The sequence below is a fragment of the Erythrobacter sp. 'gip.4 top 5' genome, from assembly GCF_056495765.1.
The window spans coordinates 569,210-588,593 of sequence record NZ_CP200270.1; the positions used below are offsets into that span (position 1 = coordinate 569,210).

The following is a 19,384-nucleotide window of genomic DNA, read 5'->3' on the forward strand; positions in this document are numbered from 1 at the left end:
CCGGCCACCGCTGCTGGCCGCGTATCAAAAAGCGGCCTCGCGCCCGCGACTTTCGCTTGTGCAACATGGGATTGTCGGCCAATATTATTGACATGACTGTCAGTAACGCCGCCTATCACCACCCCACGCCCCTCAATACCCGGTTCGAGCCCATGAGCCTGCCAACGATGCTGGAACGCAGCGTGCGCGCGGCGCCGGATGCACCGTTCCTGCATTTTCTGGGGCGCACCTACAGCTACAAGCAGATCTTTGCGCAGGCGCAGGCCTTTGCTCTGGGCTTGGCCGAAGCGGGAATTGCCAAAGGCGACCGGGTCGGTCTGTTTCTCCCCAATGTGCCGATTTATGCCGCTGCCTATTACGGCGCGATGATGGCGGGCGCGGTGGTGGTGAACTTCTCACCGCTCTATTCGGTCGAGGAATTGAGCTGGCAGGTCGGTGACAGCGGCACGCGGGCGCTGGTGACGCTGGATGTGCCCGAACTCTACAAAACCGCGCACAAGGTGCTCGAAGCCTCGGCGCTGGAAACGCTGGTCGTCGGCAGCCTTGCCGATATGCTGCCGTGGTACAAGGGCGCCGCGCTCAAGCTGCTGAAGCGCAGTCAGATTGCCAATGTTGCCCACGGCCCTTCGGTCCGCCGCTGGGCCGATCTGCAGGCAGATTGGGCATGGACCCAGTGGTTGGAAGGCCGGACTTATCCGCTTCCCGAAGTCACCGCAGCTGACCTTGCCCTGCTGCAATATACCGGCGGCACCACCGGACGGCCCAAGGGCGCGATGTTGGGGCATGACCAACTGTCGGTGAATGCCCAGCAGGTCGCCGGGCTGCACCCCTTCGGTAATGCGCAGGACGAGGTGTTCATGGGGGCGCTGCCATTCTTCCATGTGTTCGCCAACACCGCGCTGCTCAACCACGCCTGCGTTACCGGAGCCTCCATCGCCATGGTGCCGCGGTTCGAGACGAAGCAGGTGCTCGAAACGATCCAGAAATACCGCTGCACCGGCTTTCCCGGCGTGCCGACAATGTTTCAGGCGATGCTCGATCACCCCGATCTGGCCAAGACCGATCTTTCCAGCCTCAAGGTCTGCATTTCCGGCGGCGCGCCGATGCCCGGCCCGGTCCATGTCCGCTTTGAAGAGGCCACCGGCGTACGGCTGGTCGAAGGCTATGGCCTGACAGAAAGCGCGGGCGTCGTGTCGGCCAACCCCTATGATGGCTTTCGCAAACGCGGCACGATTGGCCAGCTGGTGGCGGGTACCGAAGTGATCCTGCTCGACAAGGAACACCCCGAAAAGCTCGCCCCCGAAGGCGAACCGGGTGAACTTGCCGTCTGTGGCCCGCAGGTGATGCGCGGCTACTGGAACCGGCCCGAAAGCGAAGGCGAGTGCTTCGTGGAACGCGACGGCAAGCGTTACCTGCGCACCGGCGATGTCGCACGGGTGGACGCGGACGGGTTTCTAGAAATCGTCGACCGGATCAAGGATATGATCGCGGTGAACGGCTTCAAGGTGTTCCCCAGCGTGGTCGAGGATGTGATCCTTGAACATGCCGCGGTAAAGGAGGCGCTGGTGATCGGCGTGCCTGACGCGCAGCGCGGCGAAGTGCCGCGCGCCTATGTGACGTTGAACGATGACGTGTCAGCCACAGGCGCGGACCTCGCCGCGTGGCTCAATGCCAAGATCGGCAAGCACGAGCGGGTGGACCAGGTGGTGGTCCGCGACAGCTTGCCCAAGACGATCATCGGCAAGCTGGACCGCAAGACGCTGCGGGCTGAAGTGCTCTAGGCCACCTTTAAGCCCGCCCAGACCCCGTCCAGGCGCGCCCTTGCTGCGGTCACCACCAATGTTTCACGTGAAACATTGGTGGTGACCGCGGCGATTATGCCGCTGCCTCAACGCTGCTGGGAACGGCCTTGACCGACTGGCGAGCATTGGGAGCAAAGCGACCATCCACTTCGGCGCCCTGTTCGATCGTCAAAGCGTCATAATGCACGTCCCCATCGATCCGCGCCGACTTGAGAATGACCAGTTCACGCGCGGTGATCGATCCCGATACCTTGCCGGCGAGCCGCGCGCTTTCCGCCACAACCGCGCCGCTGATCGTGCTTTTTTCGCCCTGCACCAGTGACGCGCAGGTGATGTCGCCTTCCACCGTGCCGTCGATGTGCAGATCGGCCGATGCGCTGACATTGCCGGTGATGGTCACGTCCGCGCCGATCACGGAAAAGGTCGATCCCGATGCCATGCTGCTGTTCCTGTTACCGGGCCGCGGCGGCGGCGGCGGCGGCGGCGGGGCGGTCAGATCGGCCGCTGCGGACTTCTTTGAGAACATCGGGGGCAGCCTCCAGAAACGGACGCGGATTGACCGCGCGGCCATTGATACGAACTTCGAAATGCAGGTGCGGCCCCGTCGAACGCCCGGTGCTGCCGAGCCCGCCTATGGTGGTGCCAGCGTCAACCATTTGGCCAACCCTCACATCAATACGCGACAAGTGGGCATAGCGGGTCAACATCCCGTTACCATGCGTGATCTCGATCGCCTTGCCATAGCCTGATTTTGCGCCGGCAAAGGTGATCCGTCCCTCGGCGGCGGCGAAGATCGGGGAACCGGTCGCACCGCGAAAATCGATCCCGGCGTGCATCGCCCCGCGCCCGTTGAAGGGATCGCGGCGATAGCCAAAGCCTGACGTGATGTTCTCGACGCTGGCGGGCACCACCTGCGGGATGCCGTCAAGCACGCGTTCGAGGACCGCCATGCGCGCCAGGCTGAGGCCAAGCCGTTCAAAGCGCGGGTCGATGTCGTCGGCGCCAGTCAAGGCCTCGAAGGGACCGCCCATGGCCTGCCGGGCCTGGCGGGTCATGGAGGCAGGGTCGAGATTGAGCTTGCGCATCGCGGTTTCAGCGCGGCGGGCGCGGGCATCGGCAAAGCGGGTGAGGCGCTCGGCAAAGGCGAGCTGGCGCGCTTCGATGGCGGCGAGGCCGCGGGCCTGCGGGATCATGGCGCCGATCTTTTCGACGGTTTCGGCCGCTTCGCTGGACGAATCGCTGACCGTGCCGCTGGCCGCGCCTTCCGCAACGATATCCTCAGGCAGCATCCGCGCCATTTCATCAAGGAAGGCTTGGCGTTGCTGCAAATCATCGACCACTTTGTCGAGATTGCCGCCATAGGCCTTGAGCCGCTCCTCGGACTTGGCAACGCGAGCCTTTTGCGCGGCAAAGGCAGCCAGATCCGTTTCGGCGCGGTATTGGCCCCACGCCATTACGGCCAGAGCGATCAGCCAGACTGCCACAAATGCCGCCACCCCTCCGGCAACGCGCATCTGGAGTTTTGAAGAAAGTTTGATGAAGCGCACCTGCCCATCGGCGCGCATGAAAAACTCGCGGTCGGGGAACCACTGACGCAGCCGCTCGCCCCACGATTGGGTGATAATCTTGTCTGACAATTGCGGCCCCGATTTTTTTATCTATGTCCCACAAGGAGGCGCGCTAACAGCGGTGGGGCGATGGGTCGAATCTCTCGTTGCCTTTGCAGACGAGCGGACAGGGAATCGCGGTGAAATGATTATCCTTTGTTAAAGTCAGTTGGAACAAAACCGGATAGCCGGTTTGCGGTCCCCTTTTTGCACTCTGCGACTCGCACGACCTGACAGCGCGACCCACAAATGCTAAGGCTGCGTGCCATGACCTATCAAGCTGAACAGACCAAACCCGCCGCCAAGCCCGCTGACGCCGATCCTGCCGCATTGGTTCCCGACATGGCCCGCGCCGCACGCGCCGCGCAGCGCGCGCTCGCCGCCATGCCCAGCGAAGCCCGTGCGGCCGCGCTGCATCTGGCCGCGCAGGCCGTGCGCGCTGCCGCGCCGCAGATTCTCACTGCCAACGCACAAGACATTGCCGCAGGCGAAGCCAATGGGCTTGCCAAGGCCATGCTCGACCGGTTGGCGCTTGATGATGCGCGCCTGGGCGCGATTGCCGACGCGGTCGACGCTGTCGCGGATCTGCCCGATCCGGTGGGCGATGTCATCGATTCTGCGGCGCGGCCCAATGGCTTGAAATTGCAGCGTATCCGCGTGCCGATTGGCGTGATCGGGATCATCTACGAAAGCCGCCCCAACGTCACCGCCGATGCCGCCGCGCTGTGCGTGCGGGCGGGCAATGCGGCGTTGCTGCGCGGCGGGAGCGAGGCGGTGCATTCCAACCGCGCAATCCATGCCGCGCTAGTGGCCGGACTGGTTCAGGGCGGGGTGCCGGCAGAAGCGGTGCAACTGATGCCGTCGCAAGACCGCGCCTGCGTCGGCGCGATGCTGGCAGCGGCGGGCCTGATCGATATGATCGTGCCGCGCGGGGGCAAAAGCCTGGTTGCACGGGTGCAGGCCGATGCGCGGGTGCCCGTGCTCGCGCATCTCGATGGCATCTGTCATACCTTCATCCACGCCGCCGCCGATCCGGACATGGCGGAGCGGATCGCCTTGAACGCCAAGCTGCGCCGCACCGGCATCTGCGGCGCGATGGAAACGCTGCTGATCGATTCGGCCTATCCCAAGGCTGCCGCCCTGATCGCCGCACTGATCGACAAGGGCTGCGAAGTGCGCGGCGACGGACGCGCCCGTGCGCTTGACCGGCGTGTGGTTCCCGCCAGCGCGAATGATTGGGACACCGAATATCTCGATGCGATCCTTTCGGTCGCCATCGTCGACGGGCTGGACGAAGCCCTCGCCCACATCGCGCGCCATTCCTCGGCCCATACCGACGCGATTGTCACCGATGACGATGCCGCCGCCGAACGCTTCCTGACAGAGGTCGATAGCGCGATCGTGATGCACAATGCCTCATCGCAATTTGCCGACGGGGGCGAGTTCGGGCTGGGCGCGGAAATCGGGATTGCCACCGGGCGGTTGCACGCACGCGGTCCGGTCGCGCTCGAAGGGCTGACGACCTACAAGTGGCAGGTCCGCGGAAGCGGACAGGCGCGCCCTTAACCCTCCATACGTCGTTGCCACCGCCTCCTCAATTGACCGGACTGCTGGGCGGCAGCTTCAATCCTGCGCATGGCGGGCACCGGCGGATCACGCTGTTTGCTGGCGAGGCGCTGGGGCTGGACGAAACGTGGTGGCTGGTATCCCCGGGCAATCCGTTGAAAGAGCAGGCCGGCATGGCGCCGCTGGCCGCGCGCCTGCTGTCTGCCCGCCAACAGGCGCGGCGGGCGCGAATCGTGCCGACCGCGATCGAGCAGCACTTGGGCACGCGCTACACCGTCGATACGCTCGTGCGGCTCGTCCGGCGCTATCCCAAGCGGCGGTTCATCTGGTTGATGGGCGCCGACAATCTCGCCCAGTTGCACCGCTGGAAAGACTGGCGGAGGCTGGCGCGGACAATGCCGATTGCGGTGATCGCCCGTCCGGGCTATGATAGCGGCGCTATGACGAGCCCCGCCATGGCCTGGTTCAGGCGCTATCGTGTGTCTGCCGCCAGCATTCGGAAACGGGGGCAGTGGAGCGCACCGGCCCTGGTGTTCATGCGTTTCGATCCGGACGACCGCTCGGCCACGGCTATTCGCCGTACCCATGCCGGGTGGGCTGATACCGTGCTTGCCCATAACGGGCAGGGCCAAGGTGCGGATCGTCAGGAACGAAGGGCAGAGGTGCGTGACCGGCTGACATTCCGCAAGCTCCGGCACGAGGTCAAGGCATGAAACGCGCAGGCGTTTCGGCCCGGTGCTCTGCCCGTTTGCGTTATGTGCGCCGCATTGCTTTCAAACTCTGGAGATACCCGATTGTCGATGTCCGAGGCCTTTGTCGCTTCCCTTCCGCTTGGCGCCGTGCAAGCTGCTGCCAATACCGCCCAATCGCTCGGCAAGCCTGAGATGGGCACCGATGCCCTGCACCAACTGGTGCTTGCTCAGCTTGACGATGATCAGGCGCAAGAGATCGTCTCGATCCCGCTTGAGGGAAAAAGCTCGATCGCCGATCACATGGTGATCGCCAGCGGCCGTTCGACCCGTCAGGTCGCGTCGATGGCGCAGAAACTGGCGGAACAGATCAAGAAGGCCGGCTTCGGTCATGCCCGGGTCGAAGGCCTCCCCGCGGCTGACTGGGTGCTGATCGACGCGGGCGATGTGGTCATCCACCTGTTCCGCCCCGAAGTGCGCACCTTCTATAACCTCGAACGCATGTGGTCGTTCGAGGGTGGCGAGCCGCAGCAGGGAAGAGCTTAATCTGTTTTTCGCTCGCCCCTCCGGGCGAGCGTCCTCGGTGCGTTTCCGTCGCTTGCGCGACGGAGCACCTGCGGGCGGCCGGTCGGCCTAGCGAACCGCTGTGCGGTCCGTTTCGCGCTTCGTTGTCGGGGTATTTCTCATTCTTCTCCACATCATCGCGCGGGGCAAAATTGGCCGGTCGCCTGAGGGCGACCTGGTGGATCGCTATGCCAAGCGGATGACCTGGCCGTTCAAGCTGACCGAATGGCCCGATACCGGCTCGGGCAAGGTGGCTGACGCGCTGACGCCGGTTCGCACCGTCCTGCTGGACGAGCGCGGTAAGGCCATGACGTCGGAGGATTTCGCCCACCTTCTGGGCCGCTGGCGGGACGAAGGCGTGCGCGAGGCGCGCTTCATGCTGGGCGCAGCCGATGGCCATTCCGATGCCGAGCGGGCCGGCGCTGATTTGCTGCTCGCCTTTGGCCCGGCGACCTGGCCGCACATGCTGGCCCGAGCGATGCTGAGCGAACAGCTCTACCGCGCCACCACGATCCTTGCCGGGCATCCCTATCATCGGGCATGAGCGGTTCATGCCCCGCGCCCCAAGCCGCCCTGTTGCCCTGACGCTGTCCGCGATGCTTGCCGTCGGCGCCGCGCTCGCGCTGGTGATGCCTGAGACACAGGCCGCGCCCGCCATTACTTTGCTGGCGCCTGACGAGGCTGAAGCCGCGCTCACCCGTGCCACCCGCGAAAGCCGGATCGCGCAAGCCCGTGCGACGCGCCTGACCCGCGCCGCCGAAGCCGCGACGCAAGCCGCCACCCGTACGGCCAGCGAAGCTGCCGCGCTCGCCGCCCGGATTCAGCAGGCCGAAGCCGATATTGAAATTGCCCGTGCCAGGTTGACGATTACGCGGCAGGCCCGGTCTGGCCTGACGGCAAGACTGGCCATCAAGCAGGAGCCGACCGCCCGCCTTGCCGCCGCCTTGCAGACCGCTGCGCGCCGACCGCTCGCGCTCGCCGCGTTGCAGCCCGGATCGCTCACCGATGTGGTTCATGTCCGCGCCGTTCTAGGCAGCGCCATCCCGCAGATCCGCGCCCGCACCGCCGCCTTGCGCAGCGAACTGGACCGGGGACGGGCGCTCGAAGCGGCCGCGGCCCGCGCGCTTGCGCAGATGCGCGATGGCGAAAGCGCCTTGCGCCAGCGCCGTATTGAACTTGCCGCACTGGAAACCCAGCAGCGCCTTGCGTCGCGTGATGCCCGCGGTGCGGCGCTGCGCGAAGGGGAGCGCGCGCTTGCGCTGGCCGAGGAAGCGCGTGATCTGGATGGCCTGTTAGACAAGCTGGGCGAAGTGGCAGCCTTGCGCCAGGAGCTTGCTGCCCTGCCGGGTCCGGTGCTGCGTCCGGACGATCTGTCTGCGGCGTTGCCGGTCGCGCCTGCGCTAACGGCCAGCGCATCGGCTGTTCAAACCGCTGCGCCGCCGGGAGATTTCCAACTGCCGGTGCAGGGCCGCACGCTGATCGGCTTTGGTGCCCGGCGCGATAGCGGCCTTGCCAGCACAGGGCTTAGCCTCGCGCCTGCCAAGGATGCGCAGGTGGTGGCCCCGGCGCGTGGGCGGGTCGCGTTCGCGGGCGCCTATCGCGGGTTCGGGCGGATCGTCATCATCGAACATGAGGGCGGCTGGACCAGCCTTGTCACCGGGCTGGGCCGCGTTGAGGTGGCGGTGGGCGACGCGGTCATTGGCGGCAGTCCGATGGGCCGCGCCAGCGGTGGCACGCAGCCGGTGACGATCGAATTGCGGCGCGATGGACAGCCGGTCAATCCGTTGCAATATTTGCGTTAAGGACAAGGCGCGAGGGCTGCTAATGTAAGAGCTCTTCGGCACGGGCAGATCGGCCTTGGCGGCAATGCTCTCATCTGGCGTTAAGACCGGCAATCCTATATCCGTGTTGAACAAAGGAGCCTTGCACCGCTTATGAAAATCGCCGCTCTCCTGCGCAGCGCCGCGCTGGTCACCGCCGTCGCACTGATCCCCGCCACCACGGTGACCATGGCGCAGGTCGATGGCCGCGCTGGCCCGGAATTCGCCAAGCTGTTCGCGGTGCTCCAGCTGGTGAAGAAAAGCTATGTCGAGCCGGTCGAGGATGACGTGCTGATCCGCGGCGCGATTGACGGGATGTTGGCGGCACTTGATCCGCATTCGGCCTATCTCGATGGCGGCGATCTCCAGCGGCTCGAAACCATGATCGATGGGCAATATTCAGGTCTTGGCCTGTCGGTTGTGATGGAGGATGGCGCGGTCAAGGTGGTCTCGCCATTCCGTGGAAGCCCGGCTGAAACCGCGGGCATCAAGGCCGGCGATTTCATCACGCACCTGAACGGCAAGCTGATTGTCGATCAGAAACTGGATGACGCGGTCGCGCAGATGCGCGGGCCCAAGGGCACCTCGATCCAGCTGACGATCTTCCGTCCGGGCCGCACCGAACCGCTCGAAGTGAGCGTAACGCGCGGCGTGATCGAGCTGGAGCCGGTGACGCATGAGGTGTCTGCGGGCAATATCGGGATCATCACGGTCAACGAATTTTCCGCCAATGTCGGCGCGGATGTGTTTGCCGCGTGGCAGGATATCAAGAAGACCGCGCCGGGGGGCAGGGTCAACGGATTGGTGCTCGACCTGCGCAACAATCCCGGCGGCAGTCTCGATGAATCGGTGGCGCTGTCTGATCTGTTCCTGACCGACGGGCGCATCGTCAGCCAGCGCGGCCGCGCGCGCGGCGAAACGATGCTCTACGATGCCGAGACGGTCTATCGCGGCGATATGGCCGAAGGCGTGCCGATGATCGTGCTGATCAATGCAGGCTCCGCCTCAGCCTCCGAGATTGTCGCAGGCGCGCTTCAGGATCACCGCCGCGCTCTGATTATGGGCGAACGCAGCTTTGGCAAGGGTTCGGTCCAGTCGCTGCTGCCGCTTGGCAAAGATGCTGCGCTGAAGCTGACCACGGCGCGGTACTTCACGCCTGCGGGCAAATCGGTGCAGGAAGGCGGTATTCGCCCGGACATCACTGTGCCGCAAATCTCCGACCCCGATTACACACTGCGCCAGAAATACCAGACCCGCGAAAGCGATCTGCGCGGCCACCTGATCAACGAACTGGCGGTCAAGGATGAAGAGATGGAGGCCGACAAGATCGCCGATCCGCGCTTCCAGCTGACATCTGCGCAGCTTGAGGAGCAGGGCATCAAGGATTTCCAGCTGAACTACGCAACCGAAACCCTGCGCCGCACCACGAAGAGCACCGTGGCGCTGCGGCCGGCGCCCCGCGCAGGCAAACCTGCCGCCAAGCCTTCGGCTAAGCCATAAAGGCGCGCATGATGAACATTTCGGGGGCCAACGCGCGAATGGCACGTGCGCTCGCCGTGCTGGTTCCGGCCGCTTTGCTGGGCGGGGCCTATATTTCGCAATACGGCTTCGGCCTGTATCCGTGCGAAATGTGCTGGTGGCAGCGATATCCGCATTTCGCCGCCGTCGGGGCGGGGCTGGCCGCCTATGTGCTGAAGCCGGCGCAGGTCTGGACCGCGCTAGCGGGCCTGGCGATTCTGACCTCCGGATTGATCGGCGGGTTTCACGCCGGCGTCGAATATGGCTGGTGGGACGGCATCACTGCGTGCACGGCGCCCATGGCCGGGGTCGATGTGCTGGACTTCAACGCCGCGCCGCTGATCCGCTGCGATGTGGCGCCGTGGACCTTGGGGGGCATTTCGCTGGCCGGGTTCAACTTCCTGATCTCGGGCATCAGCGGTGCGGCCATTGTGGCGCTGGCCGCGTATAAGAAGTAAGACCTCGGTGACGGGGACCTACGAAGGGAACGCAGATATGGACCGCGATGAACTCCACCGGATGATCCGGGTCGATCAGGCCGGCGAATTCGGCGCCACCCGGATTTATGAAGGCCAGCTTGCCGTCATGGGTGACCGTGGGCCGCATTCAGCGGAAATCCGCCACATGGCCGCGCAGGAAGCCGAACACCGCGCCAAATTCGATGCGCTGCTGCACCGGCGCGGCGTGCGGCCCACGGCGCTGCATCCGATCTGGTCAGCAGCGGGCTATGCACTGGGCGCAGGTACGGCGCTGCTCGGGCCGGAAGCGGCGATGGCGTGCACCGCCGCGGTCGAAACCGAGATCGACAAGCATTACAGCGATCAGCTCGATCAGCTTGAAGCCACCGGGGCCGATCCTGAATTGGCCGAGATGATCGCCGCCTTCCGCGAGGATGAGCGTGAACACCGTGATGCGGCTTTTGCCAATGGCGCTGAACGCGCGCCTGCCTATCCGCTACTGGCGGGCGTGATTCGGCTGGGGTGCCGCATTGCCATCAAGGTCAGCGAGCGGATCTAAGCGGGAAGATTACCGCTACAGGCTCCAGTAAACCAGATCTTCGGGCAATCCCTCGCGGTCGAGCGCGCTTTTCACGTCGATCAGCACGCCGCCTTTGCGTACGCGGGCAACCAGGTCCGCCGGGTTGGCGATCGTGTCTGCGTGGTTGACCGCCAGCACCAGCGCATCAAGATCCACCATCTCATCTACGGCGCGCAGCGTAATGCCATATTCGTGCGCCGCGGACGCCGGATCAGCGAGCGGATCGCTCACCATTGCGTCGATCCCGTATTCGCGCAGTTCGGCGAGAATATCGGGCACCTTGGAGTTGCGGATGTCGGGCACGTCCTGCTTGAAGGTCAGCCCCATGATGCCCACCCGCGCTGTGCAGGGCGCAACCCCATTTGCGATCAGCAGCTTGACCGCCTTTTGCGCAATGGCCTGCCCCATCGCATCATTGATCCGCCGTCCGGCCAGAATCACCTCGGGCCGGTAGCCCAGCTTTTCCGCCGCCGCGGTCAGGTAGAAGGGATCGACACCGATGCAATGCCCGCCGACGAGGCCGGGGGTGAAGGGCAGGAAGTTCCACTTCGTCCCCGCCGCCGCCAGCACATCGCGCGTGGCAAGGCCCATGCGGTCAAAGATCAGCGCGATTTCGTTCATCAAGGCGATATTGAGATCGCGCTGGGTGTTCTCGATCACCTTTGCCGCCTCGGCCACCTTGATCGAGGGCGCTTCGTGCAAGCCCGCATCAACGATCGCGCCGTAAACACTGCGCATCCGAGCAAGCGCCGCTGTGCTGTCGGCAGCGATGATCTTGGTTATGCTTTCGAGCCGGTGGGCCTGATCGCCCGGATTGATCCGTTCCGGGCTGTAACCCAGCGCAAAGTCGCGCCCTTGCACGAGGCCCGACTGCGCTGCCAACCACGGCCCGCAGATATCCTCGGTCACGCCCGGAAACACGGTCGATTCGAACACCACCAGCGAGCCTTTGGTAAGGCGCGGGCCGATGGTTTCGCAGGCCCGCTCCAGCGGAGTCAGGTCAGGGCGGTGGTCCGCAGTGATCGGGGTCGGCGCGGTGACGATAATCATGCTGGCGCCTTCCAGCACCGCAGGATCATCCGAGACGGCAAGATCACATGACGCCAGCCGCGCATCGTCAATTTCGCGGGTCGCATCGTGTCCGGCAAGAAGCTCCGCAACGCGGGCCGCGGCAATATCGAACCCCACCACCGCGACGCTGTGCCCGCTCAGTCGCTCGGCCAGCGCCACGGCAACAGGCAGGCCGACATAGCCCAGGCCGACAACTGCGATTTTTTGATCCATGCAACCCGATAGTCTAACGCGACTCAATATTTCGCTAACCACGCTGACCTTGCGGCTTCACGGACGGTTCAGCCCCAAAGCACTAGACAAACGAACTTCGTTGCGGGCATGGCACAGCCGGACACCCCCCCGCGCGGTCACAAAGGATCCCTGCGCCATGAAGCATCTTTTCGCCCCCGCTGTTCTCTTCGCTCTTGCCGCCGCTGCAAGCCCTGCTGCGGCGCAGAGCGCGGACGAAAAGATCAACATGGTGATTGCGTACAACGAAGCCGAATGCCCCGTCGCTCAGCCGGGCGAAGTGGTGGTGTGCGAAATTCTGGTCGAGGAAGACCGCTATCGCATCCCGTCGAACCTGCGGTATTCCGACAATCCGGCCAATCAGTCGCTGGCGCGGCAGGTCGACCAGATCAAATATGTCGGCGATTTTGGCGCAATGAGCTGCTCGCCCGCTGGCGCGGGGGGCTTCACTGGCTGCACCCAGAAGTTCATCGAAGCGGCCTACAAGGATCGTGCCGAGGATGACGGTATACGCTTCGGCCGCTTGATCGAAGAAGCGCGGGCCGAGCGTCTTTCGACCATCGATGAAGATGCCGCTGCTGAGCAAGGCCGGGTAGAGATGATTGAGCGCGAATACATGGAGCGGCTTGAGCGTGAGCGGGCGGGCGAATTGCCAAGCGAAGGCGCGCTGCCCCAACCCGCAACGCCGACGCCACCGCAATAAGTGCGTCAGACCCGGTAGTAATCCCGGTACCACGCCACGAAGCGCGCCACACCGTCGCGGAACGGGGTTTGCGGGGCATACCCGGTAAGCGTTTTAAGCAAGGTTGCATCGGCCCAGGTGGCTGGCACATCACCCTGCTGCATCGGCATGAAATTCTTCACTGCCTCGCGCTTACATTCGGCCTCGATCGCGGTGATGAAGTCCATCAGGCGCACCTTGTCGCCATTGCCGATATTGACCACGCGGAAGGGTGCCGCTGGTGACAGGCTGTCACCTTCTGCGATATCCTCGGGTGTTTCTGGCCGTACCGGGGCGGCGTCGATCAGTAAGCGGATGCCGCGCACCAGATCGGCGACGTAGGTGAAATCGCGGTACATTTCGCCATCATTGTAGATGTCGATCGGCGTGCCTTCGAGGATCCCGCGCGTGAACTTGAACAGCGCCATGTCCGGCCGGCCCCACGGACCATAGACGGTGAAGAACCGGAACATCGTGGTCGGCAGGTTCCACAGGTGCGCATAGGAATGCGCCATCGCCTCGTTCGCCTTCTTGGTCGCGGCATAGAGGGTGAGGGGGGTGTCGACCTTCTGATCTTCGCCGAACGGCATTTCGGTGTTGGCGCCGTACACTGATGAGGTCGACGCCATCAGCAGATGATCGACGCCCAGTTCGCGTGCGCATTCCATCACGTTGAAGGTGCCGATCACATTCGCATCAATATAGGCCCGCGGGTTCTCCAGCGAGTATCGCACCCCGGCCTGCGCCGCCAAATGCACGATCACATCGGGCTTTTCCGCCAGCGCCAGCGCGTGCAGCGTAGCGAAATCCTCCAGCATCCCCTCAAGGCAGGAGAAATGCGGATGTTGCAGCAGCATCTGGTGCCGCCGCTGCTTGATCCGCACGTCATAATAGTCGGTCATCCCGTCGAAGCCGACGACGCGAAAGCCTTCCTCCAGCAGCAATTGCGAAAGGTGAAAGCCGATGAACCCGGCCGAGCCGGTGACAAGAACGGTGCGCATGGGAGCGACCTACAGTGTCTGCATTAAGAAAGCGCCCTAAGACGACGCCCTAAGACAGCGCAATATCGGGCGCGTCTTCCTGCTTCATGCCGACGACGTGGTAGCCGCCATCGACATGATGGGTCTCGCCGGTAACGCCTGAAGACAGGTCGGACAGCAGATACAGCCCGGCGCCGCCGACATCGTCGATGGTGACGTTGCGGCGCAGCGGCGCGTTCAGCTCGTTCCATTTGAGGATGTAGCGGAAATCGCCGATCCCGCTGGCGGCCAATGTCTTGATCGGTCCGGCACTGATCGCGTTGACGCGGATGTTGCGGGGCCCCAGATCATTGGCAAGATATTTGACGCTGGCTTCCAGCGCGGCCTTGGCCACACCCATCACGTTGTAATGCGGGATCACCTTTTCTGCGCCGTAATAGCTCAGCGTCAGGATCGCGCCCCCGGTCTCGGGCATCATCGCGGCGGCGCGCTGGGTAATCGCAACCAGTGAATAGGCCGAGATATTCATGGTCATCAGGAAGTTGTCGAGACTGGTATCGACATAGAGCCCGCGCAATTCGTTTTTGTCCGAATAGCCGATCGCGTGGACCACGAAGTCAAGCGTGTCCCACCGCGCCTTGAGCGCCGCGAAGGCCGAATCGAGCGAATCCATGCTGGAAACATCGCACTCAAACGTGAAATCGCTGCCCAGTTGCTCGGCCAGCGGCTTCACCCGCTTGGCCAGCGCATCGCCCTGATAGGAGAAAGCCAGCTCCGCGCCGTGCGCGGCCAGTTGCTTGGCGATCCCCCAGGCGAGCGATTTGTCATTGGCCAGCCCCATGATGAGGCCGCGTTTGCCGTGCATCAGTCCGGCGCTGGTCGTTGCATTCATTCCGTTATCTCCTCGCGCGGCTCACCGGATCGTTTTTCCGGATCGGCCAGCGCTGCATTCAATTGTGCGCCGATAACGAGGCCAAGGCCAACGAGCCAGAAAAAGAACAGCGTCACCATCGTGCCCGCCAGGCTTCCATAGGTGAGGTCGTAACTGAAAACGCTGCGCAGCACGATGGGAAGCGCCGTGGTCACCAAAAGCCACCACGCCGTCGTGAACAGCGCGCCCGGCCATTTGGGAAAGGCTTTGCCGCGATAGGAATGCGGGGAGAGCGTGACGAACAGCACCCAAAGCGATCCTCCCAGGCCAAGTGCGGGCACAATGCGCGAATATCGCAGCCACGCGATCAGCTCGCCCAATTGCGGCAGGCTGGTTTCCACAACCTGTTGGACTGCGCCGATCACCACTTGCGAGAACAGCGAGATCATCAGCACCACGACCGCGCCCAGGATCAGCCCTGCCGACAGCAGCCGATAACGCCAGAACGCCAACCGCGCCTTGGTGCCATAGGCCCGGCGCAGGATGTCCCGGATGGTTTCGATCAGGCTGGAGACCGTCCACAGAGCCACCAGTGCGCCAAGACCCAGCAGCCAGCCAGACCGCGAATCCATCACCGTTTGCGCAACCGGCGCAATGACGTCAGCGACATTTCCGGGCAGGGCGAGGCCGATCGCCTCGATCATGCCGTCAGCCGATTCGCCCCCGCCAATCAGAGCAAACAGCGCCGCGCCGAGTACGAAGAAGGGGAAGATCGCCACCATCGACAGATAGGCGAGGTTCCCGGCGTGAATGAAGCCTTCGTTGTAAGTGCCTGCGAGCACCCGTCCGGTTACTTCGAACACACGGGTGCCCGGCCCGAGCAGCCGTTTGAGCCGCGTCGTGATTCCGCTGCGCGCCTCGCGCTCGCCGTGGCGGGCGCGCTGCTTGCGTGCCTCGGGGGAGAGCGAGCGGACTTCGAGTTCGACGGGCTCTACGCGGTCGTCTGTGCTCATGTCACGCTCCTTGCGCGCCCGGCCTAAAGGCCGAATTTCTCGCGCGGCCGGGCGATGTCGATCCAGCCATCGAGTCGATCTTCGAGCGGCGCAAGATCCGCCGGAAGCTGGATTTCGATGGAAACCAGTTGGTCACCGCGATCAGGCTTGCCGCTTTCCCCCTTGCCGTTCTTGCGAGTCCAGCCCTTGCCGGCCAACCGCAGCACGGTGCCGCTGGAACTGCCCGGCGTGATCGTCAGCATCACGGCGCCATCGACTGTGGGGCATTTCACTTTGGCGCCGCGCACCGCTTCATCGAGCGTGATGGGCAGGTCCATGCGGATATTGTCGCCTTCGCGCCGGAAGAAGGGGTGGGTGCCCACCTCGACCATCACAATCCCGTCACCATTGCCGCCGGTGCCGCTGTGGCCCTTGTCCTTGAGGCGCATCATGGTGCCATCTTCGACCCCGGCGGGCAGCTTTAGGTTGATCGCCTTGCCATCGGCCAGCGTGATGCGCTGATCGCGGCCTGCCGCAGCCTCAACAAAAGGCACCGCCAGCCGGTACTGGATATCGGCGCCGCGCTTGGGCGGAGGTGGCGGGGGTTGGCGGCCAAACCCGCGCCGTGGCGGGGGTTGTTGCGGCCGCGCCCGCCCGCCGAACAGGCCTTCGAACAAATCACCCAGATCGACCTCGTCTGCCCCGAAGCCACCAAAATCGCCTCCACCCGGTCCGCCCGCCCCAGCGCCTGCGCCCGCGCCATAGCTGCCGCCGCGGCCATAGCCTGGCCGCGCGCCCATCCCTGCAAAGGGATTGGCCGGATTGCCTTCGGCATCAATCTCACCGCGATCAAACTGCGCGCGCTTGGCTTTGTCCGAAAGCAGATCATAGGCGCGAGTCGCATCGGAAAACTTCTCCGACGCGTTGGGATTATCCTTGTTACGATCGGGATGCAGTTCTTTGGCGAGCTTGCGATAGGCGCTTTTGATGTCCGATTCCGAGGCGGTACGGGCAATGCCAAGGGTGCTGTAAGGGTCGCGCATGGCGTATTAGCTAGGTGAGACAGCGCGGCTGCGCAAGCATGCGCTGGCTGCAAGCGGCAGGCGCAATTGCGACAGACGCACTTTCCTCGCCCGGTCGGTGTGCTTATGTCCCGCTGCGGTTCAGCAAGGACACCTTTCATGAGCGATACGATTCCCCTCGATGATGCCCAGCTGGCGGACAGCGTTCTGCCTGCGGGCGCCAATCCCTTTGACCTGTTCGAGGACTGGTTTGCTGCGGCCCAGGTGGGCGAAATCAACGATCCCAACGCGATGGCGCTGGCGACCGCGACAGCGGATGCGGCGCCGTCAGTGCGGATGGTGCTGCTGAAGGGGCACGGGCATGAGGCCATCGCCGGCGGCGGCTTTACCTTCTTTACCAATACCGAGAGCCGCAAAGGCCAGCACATCCGCGCCAACATGCAGGCCGCGCTGCTGTTCCACTGGAAGAGCCTGCGCCGCCAGATCCGCATTGAAGGCCCGTTGATCGAGGTGAGCGCCGAGGCCGCCGACGCCTATTTTCATTCGCGCCCCTACAAAAGTCAGGTCGGCAGCGCGGCGAGCGATCAGTCGCGCCCCTTGCCCGAACGCCAGACCTATTTGGACCGTGTGCAGGATCTGTGGGCCGCGCATGAAGCGGACGGCAAGGTTCCGCGTCCGGCGCATTGGACCGGATTCACTCTCAGCCCGCGCCGGATTGAATTCTGGATCGACCGCGACAATCGCCTGCACGACCGCCGCGAGTTCATCCGCGAGGCTGCTGACACGCCGTGGTTCGACACGCTGCTTTACCCTTGAGATCCGCACTGATGACGCAGAAAATCCCCTATTGGCACGTCGATGCCTTCGCCGCGCAGCCCTTTGGCGGCAATCAAGCGGCGGTGATGGTGCTGGACGAATGGCTGCCCGATGATGTGCTCGTCGCGATCGGGGCCGAGAACCTGTTTGCCGAAACCGCTTTCGTGGTGCGCGATGCGACCGGAGAGGCCGACTGGGAGCTGCGCTGGTGCACGCCCACCTATGAAATCGCATTGTGCGGTCATGCCACGCTGGCGAGCGGTCATGTGCTGTTGACGCGCGACGCCGAAGGGCAGGCGCTTGAGCGCGTGACGTTCCGGACGCGCAAGTCGGGCAATTTGGAGGTCGTGCGCTCCGGAGATGGCTATCAACTCGCGCTGCCGGCGATTGCCACCACGCCTGATACCGCCGAAAACCAGTCCGATGCGATCCGCCTGCTGGGGGCCGAACCGGCGAACATTGCGCGGTCTGACCTCGGCTATAACATCTACCTGTACGATGACGAGGCAACTGTGCGGGGCCTTGCGCCGGACATTCGCGGGTTGGAAACGCTCGGCACAGACCAGTTCATCGTCACTGCGCCCGGCAACGCCACCGACATCGTCAGCCGCGTGTTCGTCCCCGGCGGCGGGGTGGACGAGGATAGCGTGACCGGCTCTGCCCATGCGGTTCTGACACCCTATTGGGCCAAGCGGCTGGGGCGGGACAGCTTCACGGCGCATCAGGCGAGCGCGCGGGGCGGTGATCTGGCGCTCCGATTAGATAGCGACCGCGCATGGCTGGGCGGGCCGTGCGTTACGGTGGTTGAGGGCCTGTTTTACCTCTGATCGGGCGCAGCTTGCTGCGCGTGCGGCGGGGACCGCACGCCGGATGGCGTGTGGAAAATCAGGACGCCGGGTAAAGGTCGAGAATATCGGCGGCCTGCTGCAACATCGGGGGACGCTCGGCACTGTCCGAATGGCCGAGCCGCACCAGTGTCACCCGCTGGCTGGGCGAGACCAGCACATATTGTCCCATATGCCCGATCAGGCTGAACATGGATTCCGGAGCGCGGTCGGGAAACAGGGGGTGATCGCTGGCCGGGGTGCCGGGGATCGGGCGGTTGAGCCAGGTCTGGAACCCATAATGCGGGCTGGCGGGCGAAGGCGCGATCATCGCCTCGACCCAGCGCTGCGGCACCAATTGCTCGCCGCCCGGCGCCCGGCCCTTGAGCCGCAGGAATTCGCCGAACGTCGCCCAATCGCGGGCCGTGGCGTGCATCAGACTGCCGCCGATCAGCGTGCCGCTCGCATCAAACTCCGGCACCATTGAGGTCATTCCCAGCGGCCCGAACAGCCGGATCTGAAGATAATCGGCCACGGCCTTGCGCCGCGCTTCGGGCGTGTCGCTGGTGGTAAGAGCCTGTGCAGCGATGTCGGCCAGGATCACGCTGGTGTTGGAGGAGTATTCGAACTGCTTGCCGGGTTCCGCTTCGAGCGGCTGTTCCTCGGCCCACTTGGCCATGTCGTCGCGCCCGTCGAGGAACAGCATCCGGACTTCGCTGGATTCGTAAGGCGGATCGCCCGCTTCGGTGTGGCGCAACCCGCTGCGCATCTGGAGCAGATGGCGCAAGGTGATGTCGCTGCGCGGATCGCCGGGGCGCTGCCACAGCGGCACCGGCGCAGGCTCGTCAAGCGCAAGCAGACCATCGGCCACCAGCATCCCGATCAGCACGCCGGTGATCGTCTTGGCCATCGACCAGCTGATGAAGCGGGTGTCGCGGGTGTAGCCCGGGCCATAGCGTTCTGCGGCCAGCGTCCCATTGGCCATCACCACCACCGCGCGGGTCTCGCCTAGGCCTTCGGCGGTGAACAGATCGTCGATCTCGCGGGCGAGCTGGTCTGCGGGCGCGCCGGCATCGTCGCTGACCACGGCGAGTGCCGCGTCTGACAGCGGGGCCTGGCCCTGCGGGGGACTTTCGCAGGCGGCGAGCATCAACAGGGGCATCAGCAGGGCTGGCGCACACAGGCTTGCGCGCTTAAAGGCGGATGGTCTGCGGGTCATGGCGACCCCAATTCCCGATGCAACCGGGTTTGG

20 protein-coding genes are annotated in these 19,384 nt (G+C 64.3%); 12 read left to right on the plus strand and 8 right to left on the minus strand.

Annotation, left to right across the window (positions count from 1 at the left end; genetic code table 11):
• Window positions 1–92 precede the first annotated feature (92 nt).
• Window positions 93–1,781, plus strand: a complete 1,689-nt coding sequence (locus tag ACRANW_RS02785) for an AMP-binding protein (RefSeq protein WP_479433043.1) — start codon at window positions 93–95, stop codon at window positions 1,779–1,781.
• A gap of 94 nt (window positions 1,782–1,875) precedes the next feature.
• Here ACRANW_RS02785 and ACRANW_RS02790 read toward each other — a convergent pair whose 3' ends face one another.
• Both ACRANW_RS02790 and ACRANW_RS02795 read right to left on the minus strand, forming a co-directional pair.
• Window positions 1,876–2,241, minus strand: coding sequence for a bactofilin family protein (locus ACRANW_RS02790; protein ID WP_479433044.1), 366 nt, complete (start codon window positions 2,239–2,241; stop codon window positions 1,876–1,878).
• A 13-nt stretch (window positions 2,242–2,254) separates the two neighbouring features.
• Entirely contained in the window at window positions 2,255–3,439 is a 1,185-nt protein-coding gene (locus tag ACRANW_RS02795) for a peptidoglycan DD-metalloendopeptidase family protein (protein WP_479433045.1), read from the minus strand.
• Window positions 3,440–3,676: 237 nt separating this feature from the next.
• On the opposite strand from ACRANW_RS02795, the gene ACRANW_RS02800 reads away from it, so the two are divergent.
• The 8 genes from ACRANW_RS02800 (at window position 3,677) to ACRANW_RS02835 (ending at window position 10,583) form a co-directional block, all read left to right on the plus strand.
• Entirely contained in the window at window positions 3,677–4,975 is a 1,299-nt protein-coding gene (locus ACRANW_RS02800) for a glutamate-5-semialdehyde dehydrogenase (RefSeq protein ID WP_479433046.1), read from the plus strand.
• A 32-nt stretch (window positions 4,976–5,007) separates the two neighbouring features.
• Window positions 5,008–5,688, plus strand: coding sequence for a nicotinate-nucleotide adenylyltransferase (locus ACRANW_RS02805; protein WP_479433047.1), 681 nt, complete (start codon window positions 5,008–5,010; stop codon window positions 5,686–5,688).
• 171 nt (window positions 5,689–5,859) lie between these two features.
• Window positions 5,860–6,210: a ribosome silencing factor gene (gene rsfS / locus ACRANW_RS02810; protein ID WP_479433996.1), complete on the plus strand. Its 351-nt coding sequence runs from the start codon at window positions 5,860–5,862 to the stop codon at window positions 6,208–6,210.
• A 139-nt stretch (window positions 6,211–6,349) separates the two neighbouring features.
• Window positions 6,350–6,772, plus strand: a complete 423-nt coding sequence (locus ACRANW_RS02815; RefSeq protein WP_479433997.1) for a 23S rRNA (pseudouridine(1915)-N(3))-methyltransferase RlmH — start codon at window positions 6,350–6,352, stop codon at window positions 6,770–6,772.
• 7 nt (window positions 6,773–6,779) lie between these two features.
• Complete coding sequence (locus ACRANW_RS02820; protein WP_479433048.1) at window positions 6,780–8,030, plus strand: murein hydrolase activator EnvC family protein; 1,251 nt, start codon at window positions 6,780–6,782, stop codon at window positions 8,028–8,030.
• Between the two features lie 132 nt (window positions 8,031–8,162).
• The gene (locus ACRANW_RS02825; protein ID WP_479433049.1) at window positions 8,163–9,548 is read left to right on the plus strand and encodes a S41 family peptidase; all 1,386 of its coding nucleotides are present in this window, start codon (window positions 8,163–8,165) and stop codon (window positions 9,546–9,548) included.
• 8 nt (window positions 9,549–9,556) lie between these two features.
• Window positions 9,557–10,024, plus strand: a complete 468-nt coding sequence (locus ACRANW_RS02830) for a disulfide bond formation protein B (protein ID WP_479433050.1) — start codon at window positions 9,557–9,559, stop codon at window positions 10,022–10,024.
• Window positions 10,025–10,061: 37 nt separating this feature from the next.
• Window positions 10,062–10,583: a demethoxyubiquinone hydroxylase family protein gene (locus ACRANW_RS02835; protein ID WP_479433051.1), complete on the plus strand. Its 522-nt coding sequence runs from the start codon at window positions 10,062–10,064 to the stop codon at window positions 10,581–10,583.
• Between the two features lie 15 nt (window positions 10,584–10,598).
• Here ACRANW_RS02835 and ACRANW_RS02840 read toward each other — a convergent pair whose 3' ends face one another.
• Entirely contained in the window at window positions 10,599–11,888 is a 1,290-nt protein-coding gene (locus ACRANW_RS02840; RefSeq protein WP_479433052.1) for a nucleotide sugar dehydrogenase, read from the minus strand.
• A 157-nt stretch (window positions 11,889–12,045) separates the two neighbouring features.
• Here ACRANW_RS02840 and ACRANW_RS02845 point away from each other — a divergent pair, with 157 nt between their 5' ends.
• Window positions 12,046–12,609 (plus strand): hypothetical protein, encoded by a 564-nt coding sequence (locus tag ACRANW_RS02845; RefSeq protein WP_479433053.1) that lies wholly within the window; start codon window positions 12,046–12,048, stop codon window positions 12,607–12,609.
• Window positions 12,610–12,614: 5 nt separating this feature from the next.
• Here ACRANW_RS02845 and ACRANW_RS02850 read toward each other — a convergent pair whose 3' ends face one another.
• Genes ACRANW_RS02850 through ACRANW_RS02865 form a run of 4 tightly spaced genes read right to left on the minus strand, consistent with a single transcriptional unit; the run spans window position 12,615 to window position 16,513 of the window.
• On the minus strand, window positions 12,615–13,628 hold the full coding sequence (locus tag ACRANW_RS02850; protein WP_479433054.1) for an NAD-dependent epimerase/dehydratase family protein: 1,014 nt from the start codon (window positions 13,626–13,628) through the stop codon (window positions 12,615–12,617).
• 49 nt (window positions 13,629–13,677) lie between these two features.
• Window positions 13,678–14,499, minus strand: a complete 822-nt coding sequence (gene fabI / locus ACRANW_RS02855; protein WP_479433055.1) for an enoyl-ACP reductase FabI — start codon at window positions 14,497–14,499, stop codon at window positions 13,678–13,680.
• Window positions 14,496–15,491 (minus strand): YihY/virulence factor BrkB family protein, encoded by a 996-nt coding sequence (locus ACRANW_RS02860; RefSeq protein WP_479433056.1) that lies wholly within the window; start codon window positions 15,489–15,491, stop codon window positions 14,496–14,498. Before ACRANW_RS02860 ends, fabI begins: the two co-directional genes overlap by 4 nt.
• A gap of 23 nt (window positions 15,492–15,514) precedes the next feature.
• Window positions 15,515–16,513 carry a DnaJ C-terminal domain-containing protein gene (locus ACRANW_RS02865; RefSeq protein ID WP_479433057.1) on the minus strand — a complete coding sequence of 333 codons (999 nt, stop codon included), beginning with the start codon at window positions 16,511–16,513 and terminating at the stop codon, window positions 15,515–15,517.
• Window positions 16,514–16,651: 138 nt separating this feature from the next.
• On the opposite strand from ACRANW_RS02865, the gene pdxH reads away from it, so the two are divergent.
• Entirely contained in the window at window positions 16,652–17,308 is a 657-nt protein-coding gene (gene pdxH, locus ACRANW_RS02870) for a pyridoxamine 5'-phosphate oxidase (RefSeq protein WP_479433058.1), read from the plus strand.
• 11 nt (window positions 17,309–17,319) lie between these two features.
• Window positions 17,320–18,135, plus strand: a complete 816-nt coding sequence (locus tag ACRANW_RS02875; RefSeq protein ID WP_479433059.1) for a PhzF family phenazine biosynthesis protein — start codon at window positions 17,320–17,322, stop codon at window positions 18,133–18,135.
• A gap of 58 nt (window positions 18,136–18,193) precedes the next feature.
• Here ACRANW_RS02875 and ACRANW_RS02880 read toward each other — a convergent pair whose 3' ends face one another.
• Window positions 18,194–19,351: a serine hydrolase domain-containing protein gene (locus ACRANW_RS02880; protein WP_479433060.1), complete on the minus strand. Its 1,158-nt coding sequence runs from the start codon at window positions 19,349–19,351 to the stop codon at window positions 18,194–18,196.
• Between the last annotated feature and the right edge of the window lie 33 nt (window positions 19,352–19,384).